Source organism: Sphingomonas sp. BLHR8, from assembly GCF_056821725.1.
This window is the reverse complement of record NZ_JBPDIM010000002.1, coordinates 87,576-109,865: the sequence shown is the minus strand read 5'-3', so window position 1 is coordinate 109,865 and position 22,290 is coordinate 87,576. Positions and strand designations below refer to the sequence as shown.

General features: G+C 70.0%; 20 protein-coding genes. 8 read left to right on the top strand and 12 right to left on the bottom strand.

All coding sequences use genetic code 11. The features are described from left to right. Positions 1–5 precede the first annotated feature (5 nt). The 9 genes from ACRYJK_RS10515 to ACRYJK_RS10475 all read right to left on the bottom strand — a co-directional run bounded on the left by ACRYJK_RS10515 (position 6) and on the right by ACRYJK_RS10475 (position 9,244). The gene (locus ACRYJK_RS10515; protein ID WP_482667541.1) at positions 6–1,352 is read right to left on the bottom strand and encodes a TldD/PmbA family protein; all 1,347 of its coding nucleotides are present in this window, start codon (positions 1,350–1,352) and stop codon (positions 6–8) included. 34 nt (positions 1,353–1,386) lie between these two features. Next, positions 1,387–2,418 (bottom strand): quinolinate synthase NadA, encoded by a 1,032-nt coding sequence (gene nadA / locus ACRYJK_RS10510; RefSeq protein WP_482667749.1) that lies wholly within the window; start codon positions 2,416–2,418, stop codon positions 1,387–1,389. A 29-nt stretch (positions 2,419–2,447) separates the two neighbouring features. Further along, positions 2,448–2,597 carry a hypothetical protein gene (locus tag ACRYJK_RS10505; protein WP_482667540.1) on the bottom strand — a complete coding sequence of 50 codons (150 nt, stop codon included), beginning with the start codon at positions 2,595–2,597 and terminating at the stop codon, positions 2,448–2,450. Next, a complete protein-coding gene (locus ACRYJK_RS10500; protein ID WP_482667539.1) occupies positions 2,594–3,280 on the bottom strand; it encodes a DUF4230 domain-containing protein in 687 nt (228 codons plus the stop codon). Before ACRYJK_RS10500 ends, ACRYJK_RS10505 begins: the two co-directional genes overlap by 4 nt. A gap of 185 nt (positions 3,281–3,465) precedes the next feature. Then, on the bottom strand, positions 3,466–4,380 hold the full coding sequence (locus ACRYJK_RS10495) for an MBL fold metallo-hydrolase (RefSeq protein WP_482667538.1): 915 nt from the start codon (positions 4,378–4,380) through the stop codon (positions 3,466–3,468). Then, positions 4,380–5,321 (bottom strand): D-2-hydroxyacid dehydrogenase, encoded by a 942-nt coding sequence (locus ACRYJK_RS10490; RefSeq protein ID WP_482667537.1) that lies wholly within the window; start codon positions 5,319–5,321, stop codon positions 4,380–4,382. Before ACRYJK_RS10490 ends, ACRYJK_RS10495 begins: the two co-directional genes overlap by 1 nt. A gap of 52 nt (positions 5,322–5,373) precedes the next feature. Further along, positions 5,374–7,191: a single-stranded-DNA-specific exonuclease RecJ gene (gene recJ / locus ACRYJK_RS10485; RefSeq protein ID WP_482667536.1), complete on the bottom strand. Its 1,818-nt coding sequence runs from the start codon at positions 7,189–7,191 to the stop codon at positions 5,374–5,376. Further along, positions 7,188–8,762: a PH domain-containing protein gene (locus tag ACRYJK_RS10480; protein ID WP_482667535.1), complete on the bottom strand. Its 1,575-nt coding sequence runs from the start codon at positions 8,760–8,762 to the stop codon at positions 7,188–7,190. The genes recJ and ACRYJK_RS10480 overlap by 4 nt, the downstream gene beginning before the upstream one ends. Continuing rightward, on the bottom strand, positions 8,759–9,244 hold the full coding sequence (locus tag ACRYJK_RS10475; protein ID WP_482667534.1) for a PH domain-containing protein: 486 nt from the start codon (positions 9,242–9,244) through the stop codon (positions 8,759–8,761). The genes ACRYJK_RS10480 and ACRYJK_RS10475 overlap by 4 nt, the downstream gene beginning before the upstream one ends. Before the next feature lie 195 nt (positions 9,245–9,439). Between ACRYJK_RS10475 and ACRYJK_RS10470 the strand changes: the two genes are divergently transcribed. The 5 genes from ACRYJK_RS10470 to ACRYJK_RS10450 all read left to right on the top strand — a co-directional run bounded on the left by ACRYJK_RS10470 (position 9,440) and on the right by ACRYJK_RS10450 (position 16,237). Further along, on the top strand, positions 9,440–9,823 hold the full coding sequence (locus tag ACRYJK_RS10470; protein WP_482667533.1) for a hypothetical protein: 384 nt from the start codon (positions 9,440–9,442) through the stop codon (positions 9,821–9,823). A gap of 106 nt (positions 9,824–9,929) precedes the next feature. Next, positions 9,930–11,744 carry an ABCB family ABC transporter ATP-binding protein/permease gene (locus tag ACRYJK_RS10465; RefSeq protein ID WP_482667532.1) on the top strand — a complete coding sequence of 605 codons (1,815 nt, stop codon included), beginning with the start codon at positions 9,930–9,932 and terminating at the stop codon, positions 11,742–11,744. Next, entirely contained in the window at positions 11,741–12,667 is a 927-nt protein-coding gene (locus tag ACRYJK_RS10460; protein WP_482667531.1) for a glycosyltransferase family 2 protein, read from the top strand. The genes ACRYJK_RS10465 and ACRYJK_RS10460 overlap by 4 nt, the downstream gene beginning before the upstream one ends. A 118-nt stretch (positions 12,668–12,785) precedes the next feature. Then, on the top strand, positions 12,786–15,002 hold the full coding sequence (locus tag ACRYJK_RS10455) for a M3 family metallopeptidase (RefSeq protein ID WP_482667530.1): 2,217 nt from the start codon (positions 12,786–12,788) through the stop codon (positions 15,000–15,002). A gap of 239 nt (positions 15,003–15,241) precedes the next feature. Further along, positions 15,242–16,237: an adenosine kinase gene (locus ACRYJK_RS10450; protein WP_482667748.1), complete on the top strand. Its 996-nt coding sequence runs from the start codon at positions 15,242–15,244 to the stop codon at positions 16,235–16,237. Position 16,238: 1 nt separating this feature from the next. On the opposite strand, the gene ACRYJK_RS10445 is transcribed toward ACRYJK_RS10450, so the two are convergent. Genes ACRYJK_RS10445 through tsaD form a run of 3 tightly spaced genes read right to left on the bottom strand, consistent with a single transcriptional unit; the run spans position 16,239 to position 19,764 of the window. Further along, positions 16,239–17,738, bottom strand: coding sequence for a lipopolysaccharide biosynthesis protein (locus ACRYJK_RS10445; protein WP_482667529.1), 1,500 nt, complete (start codon positions 17,736–17,738; stop codon positions 16,239–16,241). Beyond that, entirely contained in the window at positions 17,735–18,721 is a 987-nt protein-coding gene (locus ACRYJK_RS10440) for an NAD(P)H-dependent glycerol-3-phosphate dehydrogenase (protein WP_482667528.1), read from the bottom strand. The genes ACRYJK_RS10445 and ACRYJK_RS10440 overlap by 4 nt, the downstream gene beginning before the upstream one ends. Continuing rightward, a complete protein-coding gene (tsaD, locus tag ACRYJK_RS10435; RefSeq protein ID WP_482667527.1) occupies positions 18,718–19,764 on the bottom strand; it encodes a tRNA (adenosine(37)-N6)-threonylcarbamoyltransferase complex transferase subunit TsaD in 1,047 nt (348 codons plus the stop codon). The genes ACRYJK_RS10440 and tsaD overlap by 4 nt, the downstream gene beginning before the upstream one ends. A 61-nt stretch (positions 19,765–19,825) precedes the next feature. Here tsaD and hemC point away from each other — a divergent pair, with 61 nt between their 5' ends. The 3 genes from hemC to ACRYJK_RS10420 are packed head-to-tail and all read left to right on the top strand — an operon-like array spanning position 19,826 to position 22,283. Continuing rightward, positions 19,826–20,749, top strand: coding sequence for a hydroxymethylbilane synthase (gene hemC, locus ACRYJK_RS10430; RefSeq protein ID WP_482667526.1), 924 nt, complete (start codon positions 19,826–19,828; stop codon positions 20,747–20,749). Next, positions 20,746–21,405, top strand: coding sequence for a uroporphyrinogen-III synthase (locus ACRYJK_RS10425; RefSeq protein WP_482667525.1), 660 nt, complete (start codon positions 20,746–20,748; stop codon positions 21,403–21,405). The genes hemC and ACRYJK_RS10425 overlap by 4 nt, the downstream gene beginning before the upstream one ends. Next, the gene (locus ACRYJK_RS10420) at positions 21,402–22,283 is read left to right on the top strand and encodes a mitofilin family membrane protein (RefSeq protein WP_482667524.1); all 882 of its coding nucleotides are present in this window, start codon (positions 21,402–21,404) and stop codon (positions 22,281–22,283) included. Before ACRYJK_RS10425 ends, ACRYJK_RS10420 begins: the two co-directional genes overlap by 4 nt. Positions 22,284–22,290: the final 7 nt, after the last annotated feature.

Below are 22,290 nucleotides of genomic sequence, written 5' to 3'. Positions count from 1 at the left end.
CACGATCAGTCTCCGGCCACCACCAGCGCATCGCAGCGCATCGATGGCACGTGCACCGACCGCCGCCGGTCGACATCGTCGGCAAGCGAGAGGCTGGCGAACATGTCGAGGAGGTTGCCGGCGATCGTCGCGCCATCGAACGCTTCGGCGAGCGCCCCGCCGACGATGCGCCGCCCCGACACCGCACGGCTGTAATCGCCGCTGACAAGGTCGACGCCCTGCCCGAGCAGTTCGGTGACGTAGATGCCTTCGCCAATGTCGCCGATCAGCGCATCGAAGCCGCGCGGGCCGGGCGCAACAATCAGGTTCGACGCCGACACCCCCCCGCCCGAGCCGTGACCGGTGGGTGCAAGGCCGAGCTGGCGGGCGGAGGCGCTGTCGCACAGCCAGCCGCCCAGCGTCCCGGCATCGACCAGCGTCAACGGCGTGCTCGCCACCCCTTCGCCGTCCCAATTGCGACTGCGCAAGCCGCGTAGCAGCTGCGGGTCGTCGCTCAGCGTGAACTCGCGCGCGATGAGCGTTTCGCCCTCGCGGCCGCGAAACAGGCTGCGTTTGCGCGCGATGCGCGGGCCGGACATGAGCGCGACGATGTGCCCGACGATGCTCGACGCGACGCGCGGTGCGAACACCACCGGCATGGCGCCACTCTTGACGCGCACCGGCGCCACGCGCGCGACCGCGCGCTCGCCAGCGCTCCGGCCGATGGCCTCGGCCGTCTCCAGATCGGCGAAGTGCCGTGCGGTCGTGTAGTCGCTGTCGCGCTGCATCGCCTCGGCGGGCCCGGCGAGCACGCTGGCGGAGATCATCGCGCCGGTCGCGGACGCAGCACGCGCGAAGCCATGGCTGGTGACGATGGCATGGGTGCCGGCATTGACGGCGGCACCGGCGCCTTCGGACATGGCCACGCCCTCGACCGCGAGCGCCGACCCCTCCGCTGTCAGCGCGAGATCGCGCAGGCGTTCGGCATCCGACGGCAACGACGCGTCGACGAGGTCGAGGTCGGCATCTTCGCCCCGCCACAACCGATCTTCGGGAGCGAGCCCGGCGTAGGGATCGTCGGGCGCGAGCCGCGCCATCGCGACCGCCCGCTGCGCCAGCTCGGCAACCTTTGCCGCGTCGAGGTCGGCGCTCGAAATGCTGGCGCTGCGCTGACCGACATAGACGGTCAGCGCCAGGCCCTGCGCCTCGGTCCGGCCGGTGTCTTCGAGCCGCCCGTCGCGCACGCCGACGGACACCGACGCGCCGGCGTCGCAGTCCGCTTGCGCGGCATCGGCGCCGGCGGCGCAGGCGGCGCGCACCGCCGCTTCGCCGGCGTCGATCAGCATTTGCGGTGGCAGAAGTTCGTCGATCATCGCGCGGCGCCCTTAAGCCGCGCGGAGAGGAACGTCACCCCGCCACGCCGGAGCGGGTCCGGTCGGGCATGAATTCGGGCCGGTTGAATGCGCCGAGATCGCCCAGCCCGACCGTGCCCGACGCCATCGACAGCATCCGTTCGAGACTGCGTCGCGCGCCTGCGGCGACGCGCTCGTCAAGCTCGATCCGCGGCTGCAAATCGCGCAGCGCGAAGTACAGCTTCTCGACGGTGTTGAGCGCCATGTACGGGCAAATGTTGCAATTGCAGTTCCCGTCCGCGCCCGGCGCGCCGATGAAGCGCTTTTCGGGCACCGCCTTTTCCATCTGGTGGATGATGTGCGGTTCGGTCGCGACGATCAGCGTGTCGCCGCCCATCGTCTTGGCGAACTGCAGAATGCCGCTGGTCGATCCGACGTAATCCGCGTGGTCGATGATGTGCGGAGGGCATTCGGGATGCGCGGCGACCGGCGCGCCCGGGTGCTGCGCCTTGAGCTTCATCAGCTCGGTTTCGCTGAACGCCTCGTGCACGATACAGACCCCCGGCCACAACAGCATGTCGCGTCCGAATTTTCGGTTGAGATAGCCGCCCAAGTGCCGGTCGGGGCCGAAGATGATCTTCTGCTCGGGCGGGATCTGGCTGAGGATCGTCTCCGCGCTCGAACTGGTGACGATGACGTCGGAGAGCGCCTTCACTTCCGCCGAACAGTTGATGTAGGTGAGCGCGATGTGGTCGGGGTGCGCTTCGCGGAAGCGGGCGAACTGCTCGGGCGGGCAGCTGTCCTCGAGGCTGCAGCCCGCGTCCATGTCGGGCAGCACGACGATTTTCTCGGGCGACAGGATCTTCGCCGTCTCGGCCATGAACTTGACCCCGCAGAAGGCGATGACCTCCGCGTCGGTCTCCGCCGCCTTGCGCGACAGTTCGAGGCTGTCGCCGACGAAATCGGCGAGGTCCTGAATCTCGGGCTTCTGATAATAATGGCCGAGAATGACCGCGTTGCGCTCCTTGCGCAGACGGTCGATCTCCGCGCGCAGGTCCACGCCGACCAGACTTTCGCGGGGGATCATGTTCATTCGGTGAGCTCTCCTTTGCCGCCCTAACGCGCAGCTGCGCTTTGGGTGGCGCGCGCCGCCTCCCGCGCGCGCATTTCCTCGCGCTCGAGCGGCTCGGGCTTCAACGCGAGGCCGATGCCATAAAGCAGCCCGACCGCCACGATGGCGACGACGATCAGCTTCTCGCGTTTCATCGCGCGGGGGGGACCGGCGGCGACGACACCGCGACCTGCACCCGAGCGTCGAGGCCGGCGGCCTTCAGCGGCACTTCGAACATCTGCCCGACCACCCGCCGTGCCGCGTCATGCGCCAACCGCATCGGCACATCGCCTTGCGCCTGCACGATGATGTCCCGCGCCGCCGCAGCATTGTTGGCGTCGTCGAGCGTGTTGTTGTCGCCGGTGATCGCGCCCAGCCATTCGCCATCCTCATAGATCCGGCGACGGCTGAGGTCGAAGTTGGGCCTGCCCAGCCGCAGCGGCGGCAGAGTGACGTGCAGCATCCGGCCCTCCGCGTCCCATCTCACATCCTCGCGGCGCAGATTGGCGAGATCGACTTCATAAGCGACGGTCGCGGGAAGGATCGTGGTGCGTTGCGTGGTGGTGATGCCGAACCGCCGCTGCGTGGAGGTCGGCACGGTCACAAAGCTCGCCACGAACGGCGTAATCACCGCCTGCTCACGCACCGCCAGCAGGCTCGAAGCCACCACCGTTTCGGGCCGCGGGCCGCGGTGCAGCCGCTCCCACAGAGTCGAGCCGAACAGCATCAGCGCCGCGAGCGTGCCGATCGCCAGCAAAGCGAGCAGTAGCCCGCCGCCACTGCGGCGGGGCCGGGTCGGAGTGCGGTCGGGGTAACGGTCGAGGCGGGTGTTGCTCATCACCGCCTATATGGGGCCGGTCACGCGCGGGGTCGAGAGGGGGGCGTTCCCCCGTGCATGACCTCTCCTCTCACTGATCTTCACCCTGAACTTGTTTCAGGGTCCATGCCGGGCTTCGCCTGGGGATGCTGAAGCAAGTTCAGCACGACAGGGGGGGGGGGACAGCGACCTCTCGCCGAGGCCTGTCAAGCCAGCCGCCACAGCTCCCCGTCCTCGCGCACCAAACCACGGCGTTCGAGGTCGATAAGGTGCGCCAGCACCGATCGCCCCGCGGCGCCGGTGAGGCGGGGGTCGAGGCCCTTGTACATGGCCGCGACCAGCGTCGGGATGGTCCCGGCGGACTCGCCGAGCTGGCGCAAAATCTGCGCCTCGCGACTTTTCCGGTGACCGATCATGCCGCGCACCAGCTGGCGCGGCTTGTCCACCGCCGGCCCGTGCGCGGGGTAGTAAATCTCGTCTTCGCGGGCGTAGAGCTTCTCGAGGCTGGCGATGTAGGCGCCCATGTCGCCGTCGGGCGGGCTGACGACGCTGGTCGACCATTTCATGACATGATCGCCACTGAACAGCGCCTGCTCCTCCTCGAGCGCAAAACAGAGGTGGTTGCTGGTGTGCCCCGGCGTCGCCAGCGCGGTCAGCGTCCAGCCCTCGCCGCCAATGCCCTCGCCTTCGCTAAGCACCTGGTCGGGCGCATAGTCGGGGTCGAACGCGGCATCGCCATGTTCGCCCCAGTCGCGCGGGGGCAGCGGCGCGCAGCCGACGATCGGCGCCCCCGTCGCGGCCTTGAGCGCGCGTGAGGCGGGGCTGTGATCGCGGTGGGTGTGGGTGACGAGGATCGCGCGCACCCGCTTGCCGTCAATCGCGCGCAGCATCGCCTCGACATGGCCTTCGCCGTTGGTGTCGGCATGCCCCGCCGCGCCGCCGCCCGCGGGGCCGGGATCGATCACCGCGACGTCATTCCTCGCGCCGACGATGAAGCTCTGCGTGCCGGTGTAGGTGTAGGCCGACGGGTTGGGCGCGAGCACGCGGCGAACGCGCGGCGACAGCGCGTCGCACTCGCCCGCGCGGATGCTGTCGGGCCAGGGATCGAGCGGGTTTGCCATCAATAGCCCGCGGACAGGTCGACTTGGGGGCCGACCGGCTCGCCCCGCTGCCAGCGCGCGAGATTGTCGAGGAACCGCGCCGCCGAGCGCTCGAACATCTTCGTCTGCGAGCGGCCCGAGAGGTGCATCGAAAGGTGCACGTTTGCCATCGCCCACAGCGGGTCGTCGGCGGGCAGCGGCTCGGGGTCGGTAACGTCGAGCCACGCGCCGGCGAGACGTTTGTCGATCAGCGCCTGAGTCAGCGCCGCCTGATCGACCACGCTCCCGCGCGCGATGTTGATGAGGTGCGCGGTGGGCGGCAGCGCGGCGAGCTCGGCCGCGCCGATCATGCGCTCGGTGTCGGCGGTCGCGGGGACGGCGAGGATGAGCCAGTCGGTCTGCGGAAGCCGTTCGCGCCACGCGTCGGGTCCGATCTCGCCCGCGGCGGCGGGCGAGCGGCGGACGCAGGTGACGTCGACCTCGAAGGCTTCCAGCCGATCGCGCACGAGGCCGCCGATCGCCCCGGCGCCGAGCAGCAGCGCGCGGCTTCCGGCGAGTTCGATCTTGCCCGGCGCGTCGAGCAGCCATTCGCGGGCGTCCTGCGCGCGCGCGACCTCGCGATAACCCTTGGCCATCACCAACATGGCCATCACCACATATTCGGCGATGGTCAGCGCGTTGATGCCGACGCCATTGGTGACCACCGTGCCGCGCTCGCGCAGCAGGTCGAGCGGCATGCCGTCGACCCCGGCGTAGATGCTGTTGAGCCATTTCAGCTTGGTCGCCCGTCGCACCGCCTCCGCCATGTCGGCCTTGTCGTACATGTCGAACCAGCCGATCTCCGCCTCTGGCGCGAGCGCGAACGCCTCCTCCTTGGAGGCGAACCAGCGCACGTCGATGCCTTCGGGCAGCCGCCCTTCGACGAGCGGGCGGATCAGCGCAGAGAGAACGGCGACGGTCATGCCCCCGGCATAGCGGGCAGGCGCCCCGGGGCAAGCGCCCGCGTAAACCGCCTCAATCTGCGCTGGCGGCGTCGTCGAGGTGCATTTCGGCGCGGTCACCGCCGCCCCAGTCGTCGCGCTTGATCCGTCCCGCGAGCCACCAGCGGCTGCCCGGCCGCGCGCCGAGCAGCGCCTGCCCGAGCGGCGTGTCGACAGCGCGGAAGGCGACCGCCTTGAACGATCCGCCATCGTCGCCGCCCGCAACGATGCGCAGGTGGTCGCCGCTCGACCCCACCACATCGACCTTGATCACCCGCACCGGGCCGGCGGCGACGCGCACCTGCGGCCAGCCATGGCCGTAAGGGCCGCCCGCCGCGATCGCTTCGGCAAAGGCGCCACACACCCCGCGCGGGGCGAGCAGCGCGTCCAGCGACAGCGCTCGGTTGGTGCAGGCGACGCGCACGTCTTCGCCGACCCGTTCGCACAGATAGTCGGTGAGCGGCGCGACCCCGCCCGGCGCCACCGTCAGCCCCGCCGCCATGGCGTGCCCGCCGCCCGCGAGCAGCAGCCCTTCGTCGCGCGCGGCAATCACCGCCTTGCCGAGATCGACCCCGGCGATCGAGCGGCCCGATCCCTTGCCGGTGCCGTCTTCCCCTAGCGCGACGACAATGGCGGGCAGGCCAAGCTTTTCCTTGAGGCGTCCGGCGACGATGCCGATGACGCCGGGGTGCCAGCCCGCCCCCGCGACGACCGCGACCGAGGCGTTGGCGCACAGCGTCGCGGCGGCGTGCGCTTCGTCTAGCACACCGGCCTCGACCGCGCGCCGCTCCTCGTTCAGCCGGTCGAGTTCGGCGGCGATGGTGCGCGCTTCGGCGAGGTCTTCGGTGGTGAGCAGCCTGACGCCGAGGTCCGCCGCGCCGACCCGCCCGCCGGCGTTGATGCGCGGGCCCAGCGCAAAGCCCAGCTCGTGCGCGCCCGGCGCGCCGGACATGCGCGATGCGTCGGCGAGCGCGGCGAGGCCGATGTTCTGCCGCCGCGCCATGACTTTCAGCCCCTGCGCCACGAACGCGCGGTTGAGGCCGGTCAGCCGGGCGACGTCGGCGACCGTCCCCAGCGCAACGAGGTCGAGCAGGCTCATCAGATCGGGCGCGGGCCGGTCCGCGAAAAACCCCTCGCTACGCAGTCGCCGCACCAGCGCCGCGCCGAGAAGAAAGGCGACGCCGACCGCGGCAAGGTGACCGTGCGCGCGAGCCACCGCGCCGCCGTCGAGGCGGTTGGGATTGACCAGCGCATGCGCGTGCGGGAGCTCGGTCGAACATTGATGATGGTCGACCACCACCACCTCGAGGCCCACGTCACGCGCCGCAGCCAGCGCCTCGAACGCCTGCGCGCCGCAGTCGACGGTGACGACGAGGTCGTAGCCCCGCGCCTTCAGCGCCACCAGCGCCTCCGCCGACGGGCCATAACCTTCGAGCAGCCGGTCGGGGATGTACGCGTCGGCGCTCACACCCAGTTGCCGCAGCAGCCGGATCAGCAGCGCGGCGGAGGTCGCGCCGTCGACGTCGTAATCGCCGAAGATGCACACCCGCTCCCTACGCCACACGGCGTGAGCGAGCCGCTCCGCCGCCGCTTCCATGTCGTCGAATTCCGCCGGGTCGGGCATGAAGCTGCGTATGGTCGGCGTCTTCCAGTCGTCGAGCGCGTGCGCCAGCGCCCCGCGCGCGAGCAGGATGCGGCTGACGAGGTCGTCGGGTCGGTCGGTCGCCCCTTCCCCGCCGTCGCGCCAACGCCAGCGCTGCCCGCTGACCGAGCGCACGACGCCGAGGGCAGCAGGTGCCTCATCACGCGTCGGGCCGGAGCGCGCGAAATCGGGGGCGGGGGCGGCGCTCATCGCAGCAGCGCCGCGCGCACCGCGGCGGCTTCGCCGGCACGCAGTCCGATCAACTCGACATCGTCGGCGCCGACCGGCCCCGGCACGCCGAGCGCGATGCGCGCAAAGCCGAGCGCGCGGTCGATGGGGCCGCGGCGGATTTCGGCACTATGCACCGACCGCAGCGGCACGATCTGGTGCGTGCGATCGAGCCAGCCGTGCACCAGATGCAGCACGTTGCCGACGATGCGCCAGCCAGTTGTGCGCGCTTCGACCGCCGACGAAAAACCCATCAACGCGGCGCTCGCGGCGAAGAGCAGCGACACGATGCGCATCGGTGTTTGCGCGACTTCGGGCACGAACATCGCCGCGATGACGAGCGTTACCGCCACCGTCGCCAGCAGCACCGGTGTCAGCAGCAGCGCGCGCAGCGGCGGGTGGTGCCAGCCTTCGCGCGCGCCCTCCTCGAACCCTGCGCGGTCGAGATCGAGCTCGCCGAGGATGGCATCGACTTCCGCCAGTGTCGCGAAGGGGGCGACATCCTGGCCGTGACGCTCGGCAATGTCGCCGCCCTCCTCGCCCGACGATTTGACCTGTCCGCCGAGGCTTCGCAGCGCCAGGCGCGCGTAGCCGAGCCGCCGCTCGACGATTCCCGCCGACAGCCGCGCGCCCTGCACGCGCATCAACGGGATGGTGACGTCGCTTCGGGTGATCAGCCCGCGCCGCCGCCGCAGCCCGCGCGCAACGCGGTCGAGCGTGAAGCCGTAATTGGTCAGCACCGACCGAAGCACGCCCGAGACCAGCCCCACCGCCAGCGCCGCGGCCGCCGCCAGCGGCAGCAGCACCCAGCTGGCGGCGCTGAACCAGCGGTTGAGCGCCGCGCCGTCGGGAACATAAGCCTCGAACCAGCGGTCGGGGAGGAACCCGTCGATCGACTGCAGCACACCCGCGGCGATGGCGACAAAGGTGAAGCTGATCGCGAACAGCCCCGACAGCAGCACCCGCCCGCTGCTCATGGCGTAGAGCGGGCGCGCGTCCTCGCCCGGCGTGTTGACATGGTGTCCGACGGCGGGCAGCGCAGCCGCGCGGGCGCTGCGCAATTGGGCGCGCAACGCATCGGCAAGACCTGCGTCGATGCTGTCGAGCGTCGCCTCCGACCCCGCCCCGCCGCCCGTGTCGAAGCGAACTACGGCGAGGCCGAACAGTCGGTCGAGCGCGCGCTGTTCGATGTGCAGATCCTGCAGCCGCTCATAGGGGATGGTACGGTGCTGGCGCGCAAACACGCCGCTGTCGATCGCCACTGCGTCGACGCCGACCGTCCAGCGAAAGCGGCGAAAGCGGATCAAGGCCGCCCCTGCGGCAAACAGGCCGACCGCAATCAGCGCCGGCACGATCAGATGCGCGCGTCCGGTCCAGCCGATCGCTACCAGCGCGGGCAACAACCCCGAAATCGAGCGTGGCAGCGCGCGGATCGTGTCGATCAGCGGGCTCGCGGGATGCAGTCGCTGCGGCACGTCGATCGGCACCGCGAGTCGGCTGCGGCCCCGCGGCGCGGTTGGCGTAGCGATGGTGGGGGTCTGTCCGTCGCTCACAGCGGTTCGGTGACGATCCGCCGCCGGATGGCGTCGCGCAGCGCCTGCGCCCGCGCGATCGGCAGCCCGGCGAGGACCACTTCGCTGTTAAGATTGCCTGCGGTGTGGACAATCAGCCGCGCGAGTCCGAACGGACGCTCGACCGGACCCTGCTGCACGTCGATATGCTGCACGCGGTTGAACGGCACGATGGTGTCGCTCTGCCATGTGCGACCACGCAGCACGCGCAACTGCTCGCCGTTGACGCTATGCGCCATCGACGCACGCCGCCGCGGCGGAAAGATGATGGTGAGCCACAACCCCATCAGCGCGATCGGCGCCAGCACCGCTCCGCGCGGCAGGCCGAGCTCCCTTCCCAGCAGCCATTCGAACGCCGCCGCGCCGATCAGCAGCGGCGCGATCATCAGCAGTCCCTGTATGGTCAGCACCCGCGCGTAGGCGGGCTCCGCGGGCACCAGTGGCGCGGCATCGTCGCCTGCCATCTCGCCCCGAAGCTCGCTGGACGACGAGCGGCTCGGCGGGCGAGGCGGATCGGACACAGGAACGAAATCGGACACAGGGCATTCTTATCTATCGGCGACGGCGGCGACCAGCCCAACCCTTTTGCGGGGCCGTGCCGGAAAGATTAAATCGACCGATCGGGCGGTCGTCATCAGGGTATGGAGCCCTTAACGAACATGAATCTCAGCGCGTGGCCCGCTTTGCGGGACCGGACGGCTGCGCCCGCCGCCGACCCCAACATCGATGGCGATCGGCCCTCCCCGCTTGAGCATGCCATGGCGCGCAACATCCTTCAGCGCGCGGGTGTCGCTCTCGCGCTCGGCGGATCGTTCGCAAGCACGTCCGCGCAGGCATCGGAGCGAGTCGCCACGCGCACCACGCTGGCGCCGACCGCGCGCGCGACGGTGGTGGCCGCAGTGCGGCTGGTCGACGGCCGGCCGCACACCGCAGGTGCAGGGCAGAGCGGAACGCAGCCAACACGCGACGCCATCCTGCCGCCCCGCCGCACCGTCGGGGTCGAGGGACGGCCGAGCGCCACCCCGACGTTCGACATGCCCTGACCGCGGCAGGTCGCAACGCGGATTCAAGGGATTCGCGAACGTCACGGGCCGATCTGCCGGCGCGACCATTGCGCTTTCCGGGTGAGCCGACCATTTCCGGCGGCTGATGCGACACCGCAACCTTCCTTCCGACCCGGCGCAGGCGGACCCGCCGATGTGGGAGACGCTGCGGCGGTTCGCGCCCTACCTGTGGCCGCGTGGCGATCGCGCGCAGCAGGGGCGCATCGTCGGCGCCGGCGCGCTGGTGCTCGCATCGAAGGCGGTGCAGCTGTCGATGGGGTTCCTCTATGCCGCGGCGCTCAACCGCATGGCGCCGGGGATGGAGCCGGCGGTCGCGTTCGCCATCGCGCTGGTCGGTGCCTATGCGCTGGCGCGCTTCACCGGCGTTCTGTTCGACAATCTGCGCAACACTGTGTTCGAGCGAGTGGGGCAGAACGCCACCCGCCACCTCGCCGTCAGCGTGTTCGCGCACCTCCACGCGTTGTCGCTGCGCTTCCACCTCTCGCGCCGCACGGGCGAGGTCACCAAGGTCATCGAGCGCGGTACCAAGAGCATCGACACGATGCTCTATTTCCTCCTGTTTAACATCGCGCCGACGCTGCTCGAGCTGATCGCGGTGCTGGTGATCTTCACCGTCAAATTCTCGATCTGGCTGGCGGCGGCGACGGTGGTGATGGTCGCCATCTATCTCGTCTTTACGCGCAAGGTGACCGACTGGCGCAACGCGCTGCGGGCGCAGATGAACGAGCTCGATACGCTGACCGTGTCGCGCTCGGTCGACAGCCTGCTCAACTACGAGACGGTCAAATATTTCTCCGCCGAACCGCGCGAGGTCGCGCGCTACGGTCAGGTCGCGCAGAAATATGCCGACGCCGCGGTCAAATCGGAGAACAGCCTTGCCTGGCTCAACGTCGGCCAGTCGCTGATCACCAACGCGATGATGGCCGGCGCCATGGGCTTCACCGTATGGGGCTGGTCGCGCGGCATGTTTTCGGTCGGCGACGTCGCGCTGGTCAACACGCTGCTGGCCCAGCTGTTTCGTCCGCTCGACCTCCTCGGCATGGTCTATCGCACAATCCGCCAAGGCCTAGTCGACATGGCGGCGATGTTCGCGCTGACCGATACGGTGCCCGAGATCGCCGATGTGCCCGACGCCCGCGACCTCACCGTGACGGGCGCGGAGGTGCGCTTCGAGGACGTGCGCTTCGCCTACGAAAGCGACCGGGAGATCCTGCACGGGGTGAGCTTCACCGTGCCCGCCGGGACGACGCTCGCGATCGTCGGGCCGTCGGGCTCGGGCAAATCGACCATCGCGCGGCTGCTGTTCCGCTTTTTCGATGTGACGTCGGGGCGCATCTTGATCGACGGACAGGATTTGCGCGACGTGACGCAAGCGAGCCTGCGCCGCAGCATCGGCATCGTCCCCCAGGACACGGTGCTGTTCAACGACAGCATCGGCTACAACATCGCCTACGGCCGCGACGGTGCGAGCGACGACGACGTGCGCGCCGCCGCCGATGGCGCGGCGATCGGCGCGTTCATCGAAAGCCTGCCGCAGGGATATGCCACCGAAGTCGGCGAACGCGGGCTCAAGCTGTCGGGCGGGGAGAAGCAGCGCGTCGCCATCGCCCGCACCCTCCTCAAGAACCCGCCGCTGCTGATCCTCGACGAAGCGACCAGCGCGTTGGACAGCCGGACCGAATCCGCCATCCTCGGCACGCTCGAGCGGATCGCGCAGAACCGCACGTCGATCGTCATCGCGCACCGGCTGTCGACGGTGATGCGCGCCGACCGTATTCTCGTGCTCGACCGCGGCCATGTGCGCGAGAGCGGAAAGCATGCCGAGCTGCTCGCGGCGGGGGGTGTCTATGCCGAAATGTGGGACCGCCAGCAGGCCGAGGCGGAGGACCTCGCCGCGTGACCACGCAGGTGGGGGTCGTCGTCCTCGCGCATAATGAAGCGCGGCGGATCGAACGCTGCCTCGCCAGCATCGTCGCGGATGCGCCGCATGCGCGCGTCGACGTGGTCGTCAACGGCTCGACCGACGCGACCGCCGCGATCGCGTCGCGCTTCGCCGAGCGTTACCCCCGGGTGCGGGTTCACGACTGGCCGGAGGGCGGCAAGTCGCGCAGCTGGAACCGCTTCGTTCACGACACGCTGGTCGAGGTGCCCGACGTGCTCCTGTTCGTCGACGGGGATGCGGAGGTTGTGCCCGGCTCGCTGCCAGCCATGGTCGCCGCAATCGACGCCGACGCGCATCTGCTGTGCGTCGGGGCCATGCCCGGCAACGGCCGCCGCCGCGCCCATTATCGCGCCGAATTGCGCGAGGAACACGGTATTTTCGGCGACCTTTACGCGCTGCGCGGTTCCTTCGTGGGGCGATTGCGAGCGGCACGGGTGCGCCTTCCGGACGACCTGATTGGCGACGATGGGCTGGTCGGCGCGCTCGCCAAGATCGATCTGGGCACCCTCGAAGCGTGGGACGACCGACGCGTGCTGCCGATCGATGCCGCGTCCTTTCTCTGCGAGCCGGTGACCCTCACCCGCCCGTCGAGCTGGCGACTGCAATACCGTCGCATGATCAATTACAGCATGCGTCATTTCCAGAATGCCATCGTCACCGACATCCTGCGCCGGGAGGGGGCGGGCGGCCTCCCGCGACGGTTGGCGAGCCTCTATCCAGAATGGCTTCCGCGTTTCACGCCTCGCAGTGGGATCGACCGTCACTTCGATCGTCTCGCGCTCGAGCGCATGGCGCGCGCCGCTGCGGAGGAAACGTCCGACGTCGTTCAGTGCCGCGAAAGCGAAACTGGCGCAGCACTCCCCCCGACCACCAACGGTTGACGCGCCTTCCTGCTTGCTCCGACGCGAGCGACGCGGCACAACCGTTTCACACGATACGATCACCGGCGCGAGGGGCAGCCTCAGGACGTGCGCCGCAGCTGACTGGAGAGACCAAGCCATGTTCCCCCCCAAGACCACCCGCCGCGCGGCGAGCCTTGCCGCGTTGCTGTGCGCGACCAGCGCGCTCACTGCCTGTGCCACCATGGAGAATGGCGCGATGACCGCCGACAGCACCACCGCTCCGGTAGCCGCGCCGACGTCGACCGCCGCGCTCCCCGCAGGCAATGTCCTGACTGAAGGGTGGACCGGCCCGTATAGCGGCGTCCCCGCCTGGGACCGCCTGCGTACCGCCGACTTCCCCGCCGCGTTCGAGCGTGCGATGGCGGAAATGCGCGCCGAATATGCCGCGATCAAGAACAACCCCGCGCCGGCAACCTTCGACAATGTGTTCGTGCCGATGATGCGCGCCGGGCAGACCTTCAACCGCGTCTATGCCTATTGGGGCGTGCAGACCTCCAACCTCTCCAACCCCGAAGTTCAGCGGCTGGAGGCAGAGTGGGAGCCCAAGCTCTCGACCTTCTTCGATGAAATGCGGCTCGATCCGGCGATGTTCGCGCGGGTGAAGTCGGTGTACGAACGCCGCGACAGCCTCGGCCTCAACGCCCAGCAGCGTCGCATCGTCGAGCGCAGCTACGAGGAATATGTCCGCAACGGCGCCAACCTCGACGCTGCGGGCAAGGCGCAGCTGACGCAGATCAACACCCAGCTCGCCGGGCTGTTCGCGGACTTCTCCGCTAAGCTGCTGGCCGACGAACAGACATACACCTTCGTCACCGACCGCGCGCAGCTTGCTGGCCTCGAACCGGCTTTCGTGGAAAGCCTCGCCGCGGCGGCGACCGCGCAGGGGCGCACGGGTCAGTGGGCGATCAAGAACACGCGTTCGAGCGTGCAGCCGGTGCTGCAGTTCGCGCAGAACCGCGCGCTGCGCCAGCAGGTGTGGAACGCGTTCGTGAAGCGCGGCGACAATCCGGGCGCGAACAACACCTCGGCGACGATCGCGCGCATTCTCCAGCTGCGGCAGGAGCGCGCGCGGCTCTTGGGCTTCGAGAACCACGCGCAATATCGCATGCAGGATACGATGGCGAAGTCGCCCGACCGCGCCATGGACCTGATGATGCGCGTGTGGCGTCCGGCGGTGGCGCGGGTCGCGGAGGAAGTGCGCGACATGCAGGCGATCGCCGACCAGGAAGCGCGCACCAACCGCACGGCCCGCATCACCATCGAGCCGTGGGACTATCGCTACTATGCGGAAAAGGTCCGCAAGCAGAAGTACGACCTCTCCGAAGACGAGGTGAAGCCGTACCTCCAGCTCGATCGCATGGTCGATGCGATGTTCTGGTCGGCGGGTGAGCTTTACGGGCTCGATTTCAAGGAAAACACCGGCACCATCCCGGTGTTCGAGCCCAATGTCCGTACGTTCGAGGTGACCAACCGCCAGTCGGGCGCGCATGTCGGCGTGCTCTACCTCGACAATTTCGCGCGTGACGGAAAGCGGTCGGGCGCGTGGATGACGACCTATCGCGACCAGCAGCGCATGGCGCCGGCGTCGACCACGATCGCGTCCAATAACAACAACTTCACCCGCGCCGCGGCGGGCCAGCCGACGCTGATCAGCCTCGACGATGCATCGACCTTGTTCCACGAATTCGGTCACGGCATCCACTATCTGCTGCAGAATGTGGAGTATCCCGCGCTCGCCGGGGTGCCGCGCGACTTCGTCGAATATCCGAGCCAGGTGAACGAGAACTGGTTGCTGACGCCGCAGGTGCTGAGCCGCTTCGCGCGCCATTATCAGACCGACCAGCCGATGCCGCAGTCGCTGATCGACAAGATCATCAACAGCGGCAAGTTCAACCAGGGCTTCGATACGGTCGAATATCTGGCGAGCGCCATCCTCGACATGCAGCTGCACAATCGTTCGACCCCGGTGACCGACATCGCCGCTTTCGAACGCACCGCGCTCAGCGAACTTGGCATGCCGCGGGAGATGGTGATGCGCCACCGCCTGCCGCAGTTCGGTCACCTGTTCAGCTCCGATGCCTATTCGGCGGGCTATTACAGCTACCTGTGGTCGGAAACGATGGACGCCGACACCTGGGCGGCGTTCACCGAAGCGGGCAATCCGTTCGACCGGGCGACGGCGGACCGGTTCCGCACGCTGCTGCTGTCGACCGGCAACGAAACCGACCGCGCCGAGGCCTATCGCGCCTTCCGCGGCCGCGACCCCGACGTCCGCGCGCTGCTCGCCAAGCGGGGCTTCCCGACCGGCAACTGATGCTAGGCGCGACGTGAGAAAGGGCCGCTTCGGGAGACCGAGGCGGCCTTTTTCTTGACCATCCCCTCCCATTTGCCCCCGACATGCTGGACGTGTTTCAGCATCCAGCGGCTGGGCACCCACGCCTGGACCCTGCAACAAGTTCAGGGTGACGGCAGCTGGAAAGGGCGCGCGAGCTTGCGCCCTGCCCGCGCCCCCCCTAGGGCGCCGCGAGCTTCAGCCCCCGCCAAAGGACGCGCATTGTGACCAGCCGCACCGACATCATCGCCATCGGCAACGCCATCGTCGACGTTATCGCTCGCGCCGACGACGCGATGATCGAAGGACGCGGGCTCGCCAAAGGATCGATGCGGCTGATCGACGAAGCCGAGGCGGGCGAACTTTACAACGCGATGGGCCCCGGCATCGAAATGTCGGGCGGGTCGGCGGCGAACACATTGGCGGCGATGGCCGCACTCGGGCGCAAATGCGCCTTCGTCGGTCAGGTCGCCGACGACCAGCTCGGCCAGGTGTTCCACCACGACCTCACCGCGCTGGGAGTGGAGTTCACCACTCCTTCGCGCGCTGGCGAACCCTCGACCGCGCGTTGCCTGATTCTCGTCACCCCCGACGGGCAGCGGACGATGAACACGTTCCTCGGTGCCTCGCAGTTCCTCCCCGCCGACGCGCTCGACGAAGCGCAGATCGCGAACGCCGACGCGCTCTACCTCGAAGGCTATTTGTGGGATCCGCAGGAGCCACGGGCGGCGATGCGTCGCGCGATTTCGGTTGCGCGCGAGGCGGGGACCAAGGTCGCCTTCACCCTTTCCGACACCTTTGTCATCGCGCGGCACGGCGACGATTTCCGTGCGCTGATCGACGAAGGCCAGGTCGACATCCTGTTCGCCAACGCCGCCGAAGCGCAGGCGCTGACCGGCGAAGCCGACCATGACCGTGCCGTCGCCATGCTTGCGAAGAAAGTGCCGCTGCTGATCGCCACCAACGGCGAACATGGCGCGACCGGCTGCCGCGACGGCGAGCGCGCCGACGTCCCCGCCGAACCGATCGAGCAGGTCATCGACACCACCGGTGCGGGTGATCTGTTCGCGGCAGGCGTGCTGTCGGCGCTCGCCGAAGGCCGCAGCCTCCACGATGCGCTAACCGCCGGCGCGATCTGCGCCCGTGCGATCATCGCCCAGGTTGGCCCCCGCGCGCAGGTCGATCTGAAGGCGCTGGTGGCAAAGCGGCTGGGGTGAACTACCCCCCCGCGCGTTTAAACAGCGCGCGGTCCTCGGGCCCGAACCCGCGCGTCCACACGATCCAGCCGAACAGCGCGAGGATCGCCGGGATGCCGAGCGCGAGTTCGGCCCATTCGGGGAGCAGCGTCGCCCCCGCGCCCAGCACCACTGCCCCCGCGGTCGCCCACAGCAGCACCCGGCGCACCCCGTGCACGCGCATCGCGCCGGTGAGTCGGGAGAGCATGCGCGCCTTGACCATGCTCGCCGCCAGCAACACGGCGCACAGCGTGCCGGCAACGATCACCGTCAGCCACATCGGGTTCGCACCGTTGCGCACCGCCAGCCAGCACAGCGCGGCGCTCAACACCGCCTGCGCCGCGATCATGCCGACCGATACGACGAGGTTCCGCCGCGGCGAGAGGTAGATGAGCGCGGCTTCGCTGGTGACCGCGGTCGATGCCGCCACCTCCGCGGTCAGCAGCAGCACCAGCGCCAGCGACCCCGCGACATAGGCGGGCCCGGCGAGCCCCATCACCGCCTCCGCCGGCAAGCCGAGCGCGAGCGCCACCGCGGTCTGCGCCGACAGAACCCAGAATCCGACCTGCGCCACCTGCGCCGCGACGTCGCTGAGCCGCCCCTCCGCCACCCCGCGCGAGATGACCGGACCGAGGATCGGCTCGAAACTCGTCTTCAGCTTCTGCGGCAATGACGCGACCTGCTGCGCGACATAGTAAATGCCGACCACCGACGGCGCCGCGAACAGCCCGAGGATGGCGAGGTCGATGCGGCGCGAGCCCCACTCGACCGCGTCCGCCGCGGCGAGGGGGAGGTTGTCCTTCGCAAGCTGCCACAGCCGCGCGCCCCGCGGCGACCACCCACGCGGGCGACCGTAGCTGCGAATGAGCGCGATCATCGCCACCAGCCACGCCGCGACCATCGCCAGGACGTAGGAGACAAGCAGCCCGTCGCGCGGTGTCACATACCACAGCAGCGGCGCGGCGATGCTGATCGTCCACGGCTCAACCACCGCCCGCGCGCGCACCGTCGAACGCACGTCGTAGCGATAGGCGAGCGCCGCCAAAGCGATGTCGGTCAGCGCGATCGGCAGGATCACCAGCGGCAGCAGCCGGTCGAGCCGGTCGACTGCACTCGACGGGAACATCAGCCCCGGCAGCAGCACCAGCAGCAGGATGAGCGGCAGGCTGACCGCGCAGGCAAGGATCAGCGCGTCCCACACCAGCGCCGGGTGCGCCCCCTCTCGCGTCTCGCTTGACAGCAGCTGCGCGAGGCCGCGTTTCAGGCCGACGGTGGCGATCTGCGCGGCAAATTCGACCACCAGCACCGCGTAGGCAAAGCGCCCCAGCGCGTCCTCGCCATACCAGCGCCCGGCGAACCACAGGAACGGCAGCCGCGCGACGAGCCGCATGAGGAAGCCGAGGAAGTTGGTGCGCCCGCCCTTCGCCAGCGCCGCGGTTTCGCTGTCGCGGCGCTGTGCGGAAGTCGGCGCCGGGTCGTTCAACGCCGCGCCCAGCCTTCGGAGGCGAGCGGGCGCGACAGCAGCGCGGCGATGGCCTCGTCCACCCCCGCGCGCCCGTCGAGGATCGCCGCCACCGCCTCGACGATCGGCATGGCGACGCTGCGGCCGCGCGCATCGTCGGCGAGCACGCCGGCGCTCAACGCCCCCTCCGCCACGGTGCGGCGATCGGCGAGCAGTCCCGCTGGGCTGACCCCTTCCGCGAGCGCGCGGCCGAAGCTGAAGTTGCGCGACGCGGTCGACGAACAGGTGAGCACGAGGTCGCCGAGGCCCGCGAGCCCCGACAGCGTTTCGATCCGCCCCCCGCGGGCGAGGCCGTAGCGCGTCATCTCGGCAAAGCCGCGCGCGATCAGCGCCGCGCGCGCATTTTGCCCCAATTGCGCGCCGTCGACGATGCCGCAGGCGATGGCGAGGACGTTCTTGACCACCCCGCCAATCTCCGCCCCGATCGGATCGTCGGAGGCGTACGGACGGAAGGTCGCGCGCGCGACGCGCTGCGCCAGCTGCTCCGCCTCCGCCAGCGTCGGTGCGGCGAGCGTCGCCGCGCCGGGGAGGCCGTTCGCCACTTCATGCGCAAAGGTCGGTCCCGACAGCACTGCGATCGTGCCGCTCCAGCCCGCGTCGGCGAGCACGTCGGTCATCAGCCGCGCCGAACCCTGCTCCATCCCCTTGCTGCACAAGAGGATCGGCATGGCGCGGTTGGGAAGGTCGGCGACGACGCGCGCCATATGCTGCGCGGGCACGACGCCGAGCAGCAGCGTTGCCTCGCCGAGTTCAGCGAGATCGCTAGTCGCGCGGATCTGGGGCGAGAGCGCAATGCCGGGCAGGAAGGCACGGTTCTCGTGGGTCGCATTGACGCTCTCCACCACCTCGGCCTCGCGCGCCCACAGCGTCACTGCGCTGCCATCGCTCGCCAGCATCTGCGCGAGCGCGGTCCCCCACGCCCCTGCGCCGAGGACGCCGATCATGCCTTCACCCCTGCGCCGCGCACGATTTCGGCTTGCGGGTCGAGCGGCCAACGCGCGCGCGCGGGCACGTCGAGGCCGTCGGTGAGCCCAGCCATGAACCGCTCCGCCCCCGCCCAGCCGATCATCGCTGCATTGTCGGTGCACAGCCACAGCGGCGGCGCGACGCAGCGCAAGCCTCGCTCCGCCGCGAGGCTTTCCAAGGCCGTTCGCACCGCGCCGTTGGCGGCAACTCCGCCGGCGACGACCAGCGCGCTCACCACGCCGCCGGTGTCGAGCGCGCGGCGCGTGCGGTCGATCAGGCAATCGACCGCCGCCGCCTGGAAGCTCGCGGCGATGTCCGCACGCGCATGCTCGCCCGATGCGACCGCCCGCGCCACCGCGCTTTTAAGGCCGGCGAAGCTGAAATGGGGCTCGCTCGAGCCCTTCATCGGTCGCGGCAGCGGCACCGCGCGCGCGTCGCCCTCGCGCGCCAGCCCCTCGAGCGCTGGGCCACCGGGGTAGCCGAGCCCGAGCAGCTTGGCCGATTTGTCGAACGCCTCCCCCACCGCGTCGTCGATGGTCGTCGCGAGACGACGGTAGCGCCCGACCCCCTCCAGCCGCAGCAGCTGGCAATGCCCGCCCGACACCAGCAGCAGCAGGTAGGGAAATTCGAGGCTAGCGTCCGTGAGCCGCGGCGACAGCGCGTGGCCTTCGAGGTGGTTGACCGCCACCAGCGGCTTGCCCGCCGCATGCGCCAGCGCCTTGGCGGTGACGAGCCCGACCATCACCCCGCCGATCAGCCCCGGCCCCGCGGTTGCGGCGATGGCGTCGACGTCGGCTAGCGCTAGCCCCGCTTCACCGAGCGCCTGTTCGACCAGCGGCATCGCCTTCTCGACATGTGCGCGCGCGGCAATTTCGGGGATGACGCCGCCAAATGGCGCATGTTCGGCGACCTGGCTGGCGAGCGCGTGGGCCAGCAGGCGGCGATCGCCGGTGACCAGCGCCGCCGCGGTTTCGTCGCAGCTCGATTCGATGCCGAGGATGATTGGGGCGGCGCTCTCCACGGGCGCGACTCTTAGCCGTGCTTTGCGGTGCGGCAAGCTTCGCGCTAGGCGCAGCCCCCTGATGACCCCGACCCCCGACCGCCCCTTTCGCCTCGGCACGCGCGCCTCGCCACTGGCGGTGGCACAGGCCGAGCTCGCCAAGGCTGCGCTGATCGACGCGCATGGCTGGGACGAGAGCGCGGTCGAGCTGGTGCCGATGGTCGCGAGCGGCGACCGCGTGCAGGACCGCGCGCTGGCCGAAATCGGCGGCAAGGCGCTGTGGACGCGCGAGCTCGACGCGGCGCTTTGCGATGAAGTGACCCACGCATCGGTGCACAGTCTGAAGGACGTCGAAACCATCCGCCCGACGATGTTCGAGATCGCTGCGATCCTCCCCCGCGCCGACGCGCGCGACGGTTTGCTCGGCGCCGACAGCATCGACGCGCTGGCGGAGGGCGCGCGGGTCGGCACTGCTTCGCCGCGACGCGCGGCGCAGTTGAAGGCCCGCCGGCCCGACCTTCACATCGAACTGTTCCGGGGCAACCTCGGCACGCGGCTCGCGAAGCTGTCGCGCGGCGAGGTCGATGCCACCCTGCTGGCGATGGCCGGGCTGACGCGGCTCGGCATGGCGGACCGCGCGGTGCCGCTGGCGATCGACGACTGGCTCCCCGCCGCGTCGCAGGGGGCCATCGCGATCGAGGTGCACGCCGAACATGACGACGCCCGCGCCGCCATTACCAAGGTCGACCATAAGCCGAGCCACGCCGCGGTGCGCGCCGAACGTGCGCTGCTGCTCGGGCTCGGCGGCGACTGCCGCTCGCCGGTGGCGGCGCATGCACGGCGCGAGGGCGGCAAGCTCCGCCTGCGCGCGCAGCTGTTCGCCACCGACGGCAGCGCGATGGTCGAGGGCGCGTGCGACATCGGCGCCGACGAGGATGGCGAAGCGTTGGCGGCCAGCCTGCTCGCCCGCGCCCCCGCCAGCGTCGCCAGACTGTTCGCAGGATGAGCGCCGAGGTGCTGGTTGTGCGCCCGCAGCCCGGCGCCGATGCGACCGCAGCGCGGCTGCGCGCGGTCGGACTGACGCCACGCGTGGTGGCGCTGTTCGAAGTGCGACCGCGTCCGTGGACCGCTCCGCCTGCCGATGACTTCGACGCGGTCCTGCTGACCAGCGCCAATGCCCTCCGTCATGGCGGGAAAGATCTGACGACACTCACCGCGCTGCCCGCCTGGTGCGTGGGCGAAGCCACCTCCGACGCCGCGCGCGCGGCAGGCTTTACCGTCGCGCGAACCGGCGACAGCGACGGCGCGACATTGCTCGCCAGCGGCGACGTGCCGGGGCGGATGCTGTGGTTGCGGGGCGAGGATGCACGACCGTTGCAGCGGCCAGGGCTGCACGACCTGATCGTCTATGCGAGCGATGCGATCGATGTGCCAGAGGCCCGGCTTGCCGGTGCGGACATCGCCATGGCTCATTCGCCGCGCGCCGCCACGCGCCTGTCGCAGCTAAAATTCGATCGCGGCGGCACAACGCTGATGGCGATCAGCGACGCCGCGGCGCGCGCCGCCGGGCGCGGCTGGCACCGCATCGTGGTCGCGCCGCGGCCGCATGATGCGGCGATGGTGGCGGGGGTGGCGCAGCTGTGGCAGGAAGCGCGTCGATGATCGATCCCGCCTCGCCCTATCATTCGCCCCGTCGCCGCTGGACCCCGGCGGTCCTGCTTATGCTGCTGCTGACCCTGCTCGTCGGCGCGATCATCGGCGCGTGGGTGGCGGACCGCAGCCAGTCGCGCTGGCCCTTCGCCAATGCGCCCGAAGCGGTGAGCGCAGCACCGGCCCCGACCCCGCCGAAACTGGCCGCACCCGCGCCGCCGGTGGGCGTGGAACCCAGCGCCAAGGTCGCGACCGCCGGCCGGATCGACGACCCCGTGCTCGCAGCGAGGCTGGCGGTCATCGACGACCGCATCGCCCGCCTCGATACGGCGATGAGCCTGCGGCAGACCAACGCCGACCGCGCGGAGGCGCTGGTCATCGCGCTCGCCGCGCGTCGCGCCATCGACCGCGGGCTGCCGCTGGGATCGCTGGTCCCGCAGCTGCGCCTGCAGTTCGCCGACAGCCAGCCCAACGCGGTGGCTTCGATTGTGAGCGCCAGCGGCGGGGGCGATACGATCAGCGCGCTCGCTCGTCGGCTCGAAGCGCTGGAGGCGGTGACGTTGCAGCCGCCGGCGCGGTCCCTGTCGCAGCGCATCAGTGACTTCACCAGTAACCTCATCGTGCTGCGTCCCGCCGACAGCCCGTCCACCCTGCCCACCGCGCGCTATGCGGACGCGCGAGAGAAGCTCGCCGACGGCGATCTCGATGCCGCCATCGCATCGGTCAACGCGCTGCCGGGCGCGGGCGATGCGCGGGTGCAGCAATGGCTCGCCGAAGCGCGCCGCTATGCCGAGGTGCGCCGCGCACTCGACCTGATCGAGGATGCGGCGCTGCGGCGTGGCGAAGACCCGCCCAATATTCCGCCGCGCCGGCTTGGCGTGACCGGCTGACCGAGCG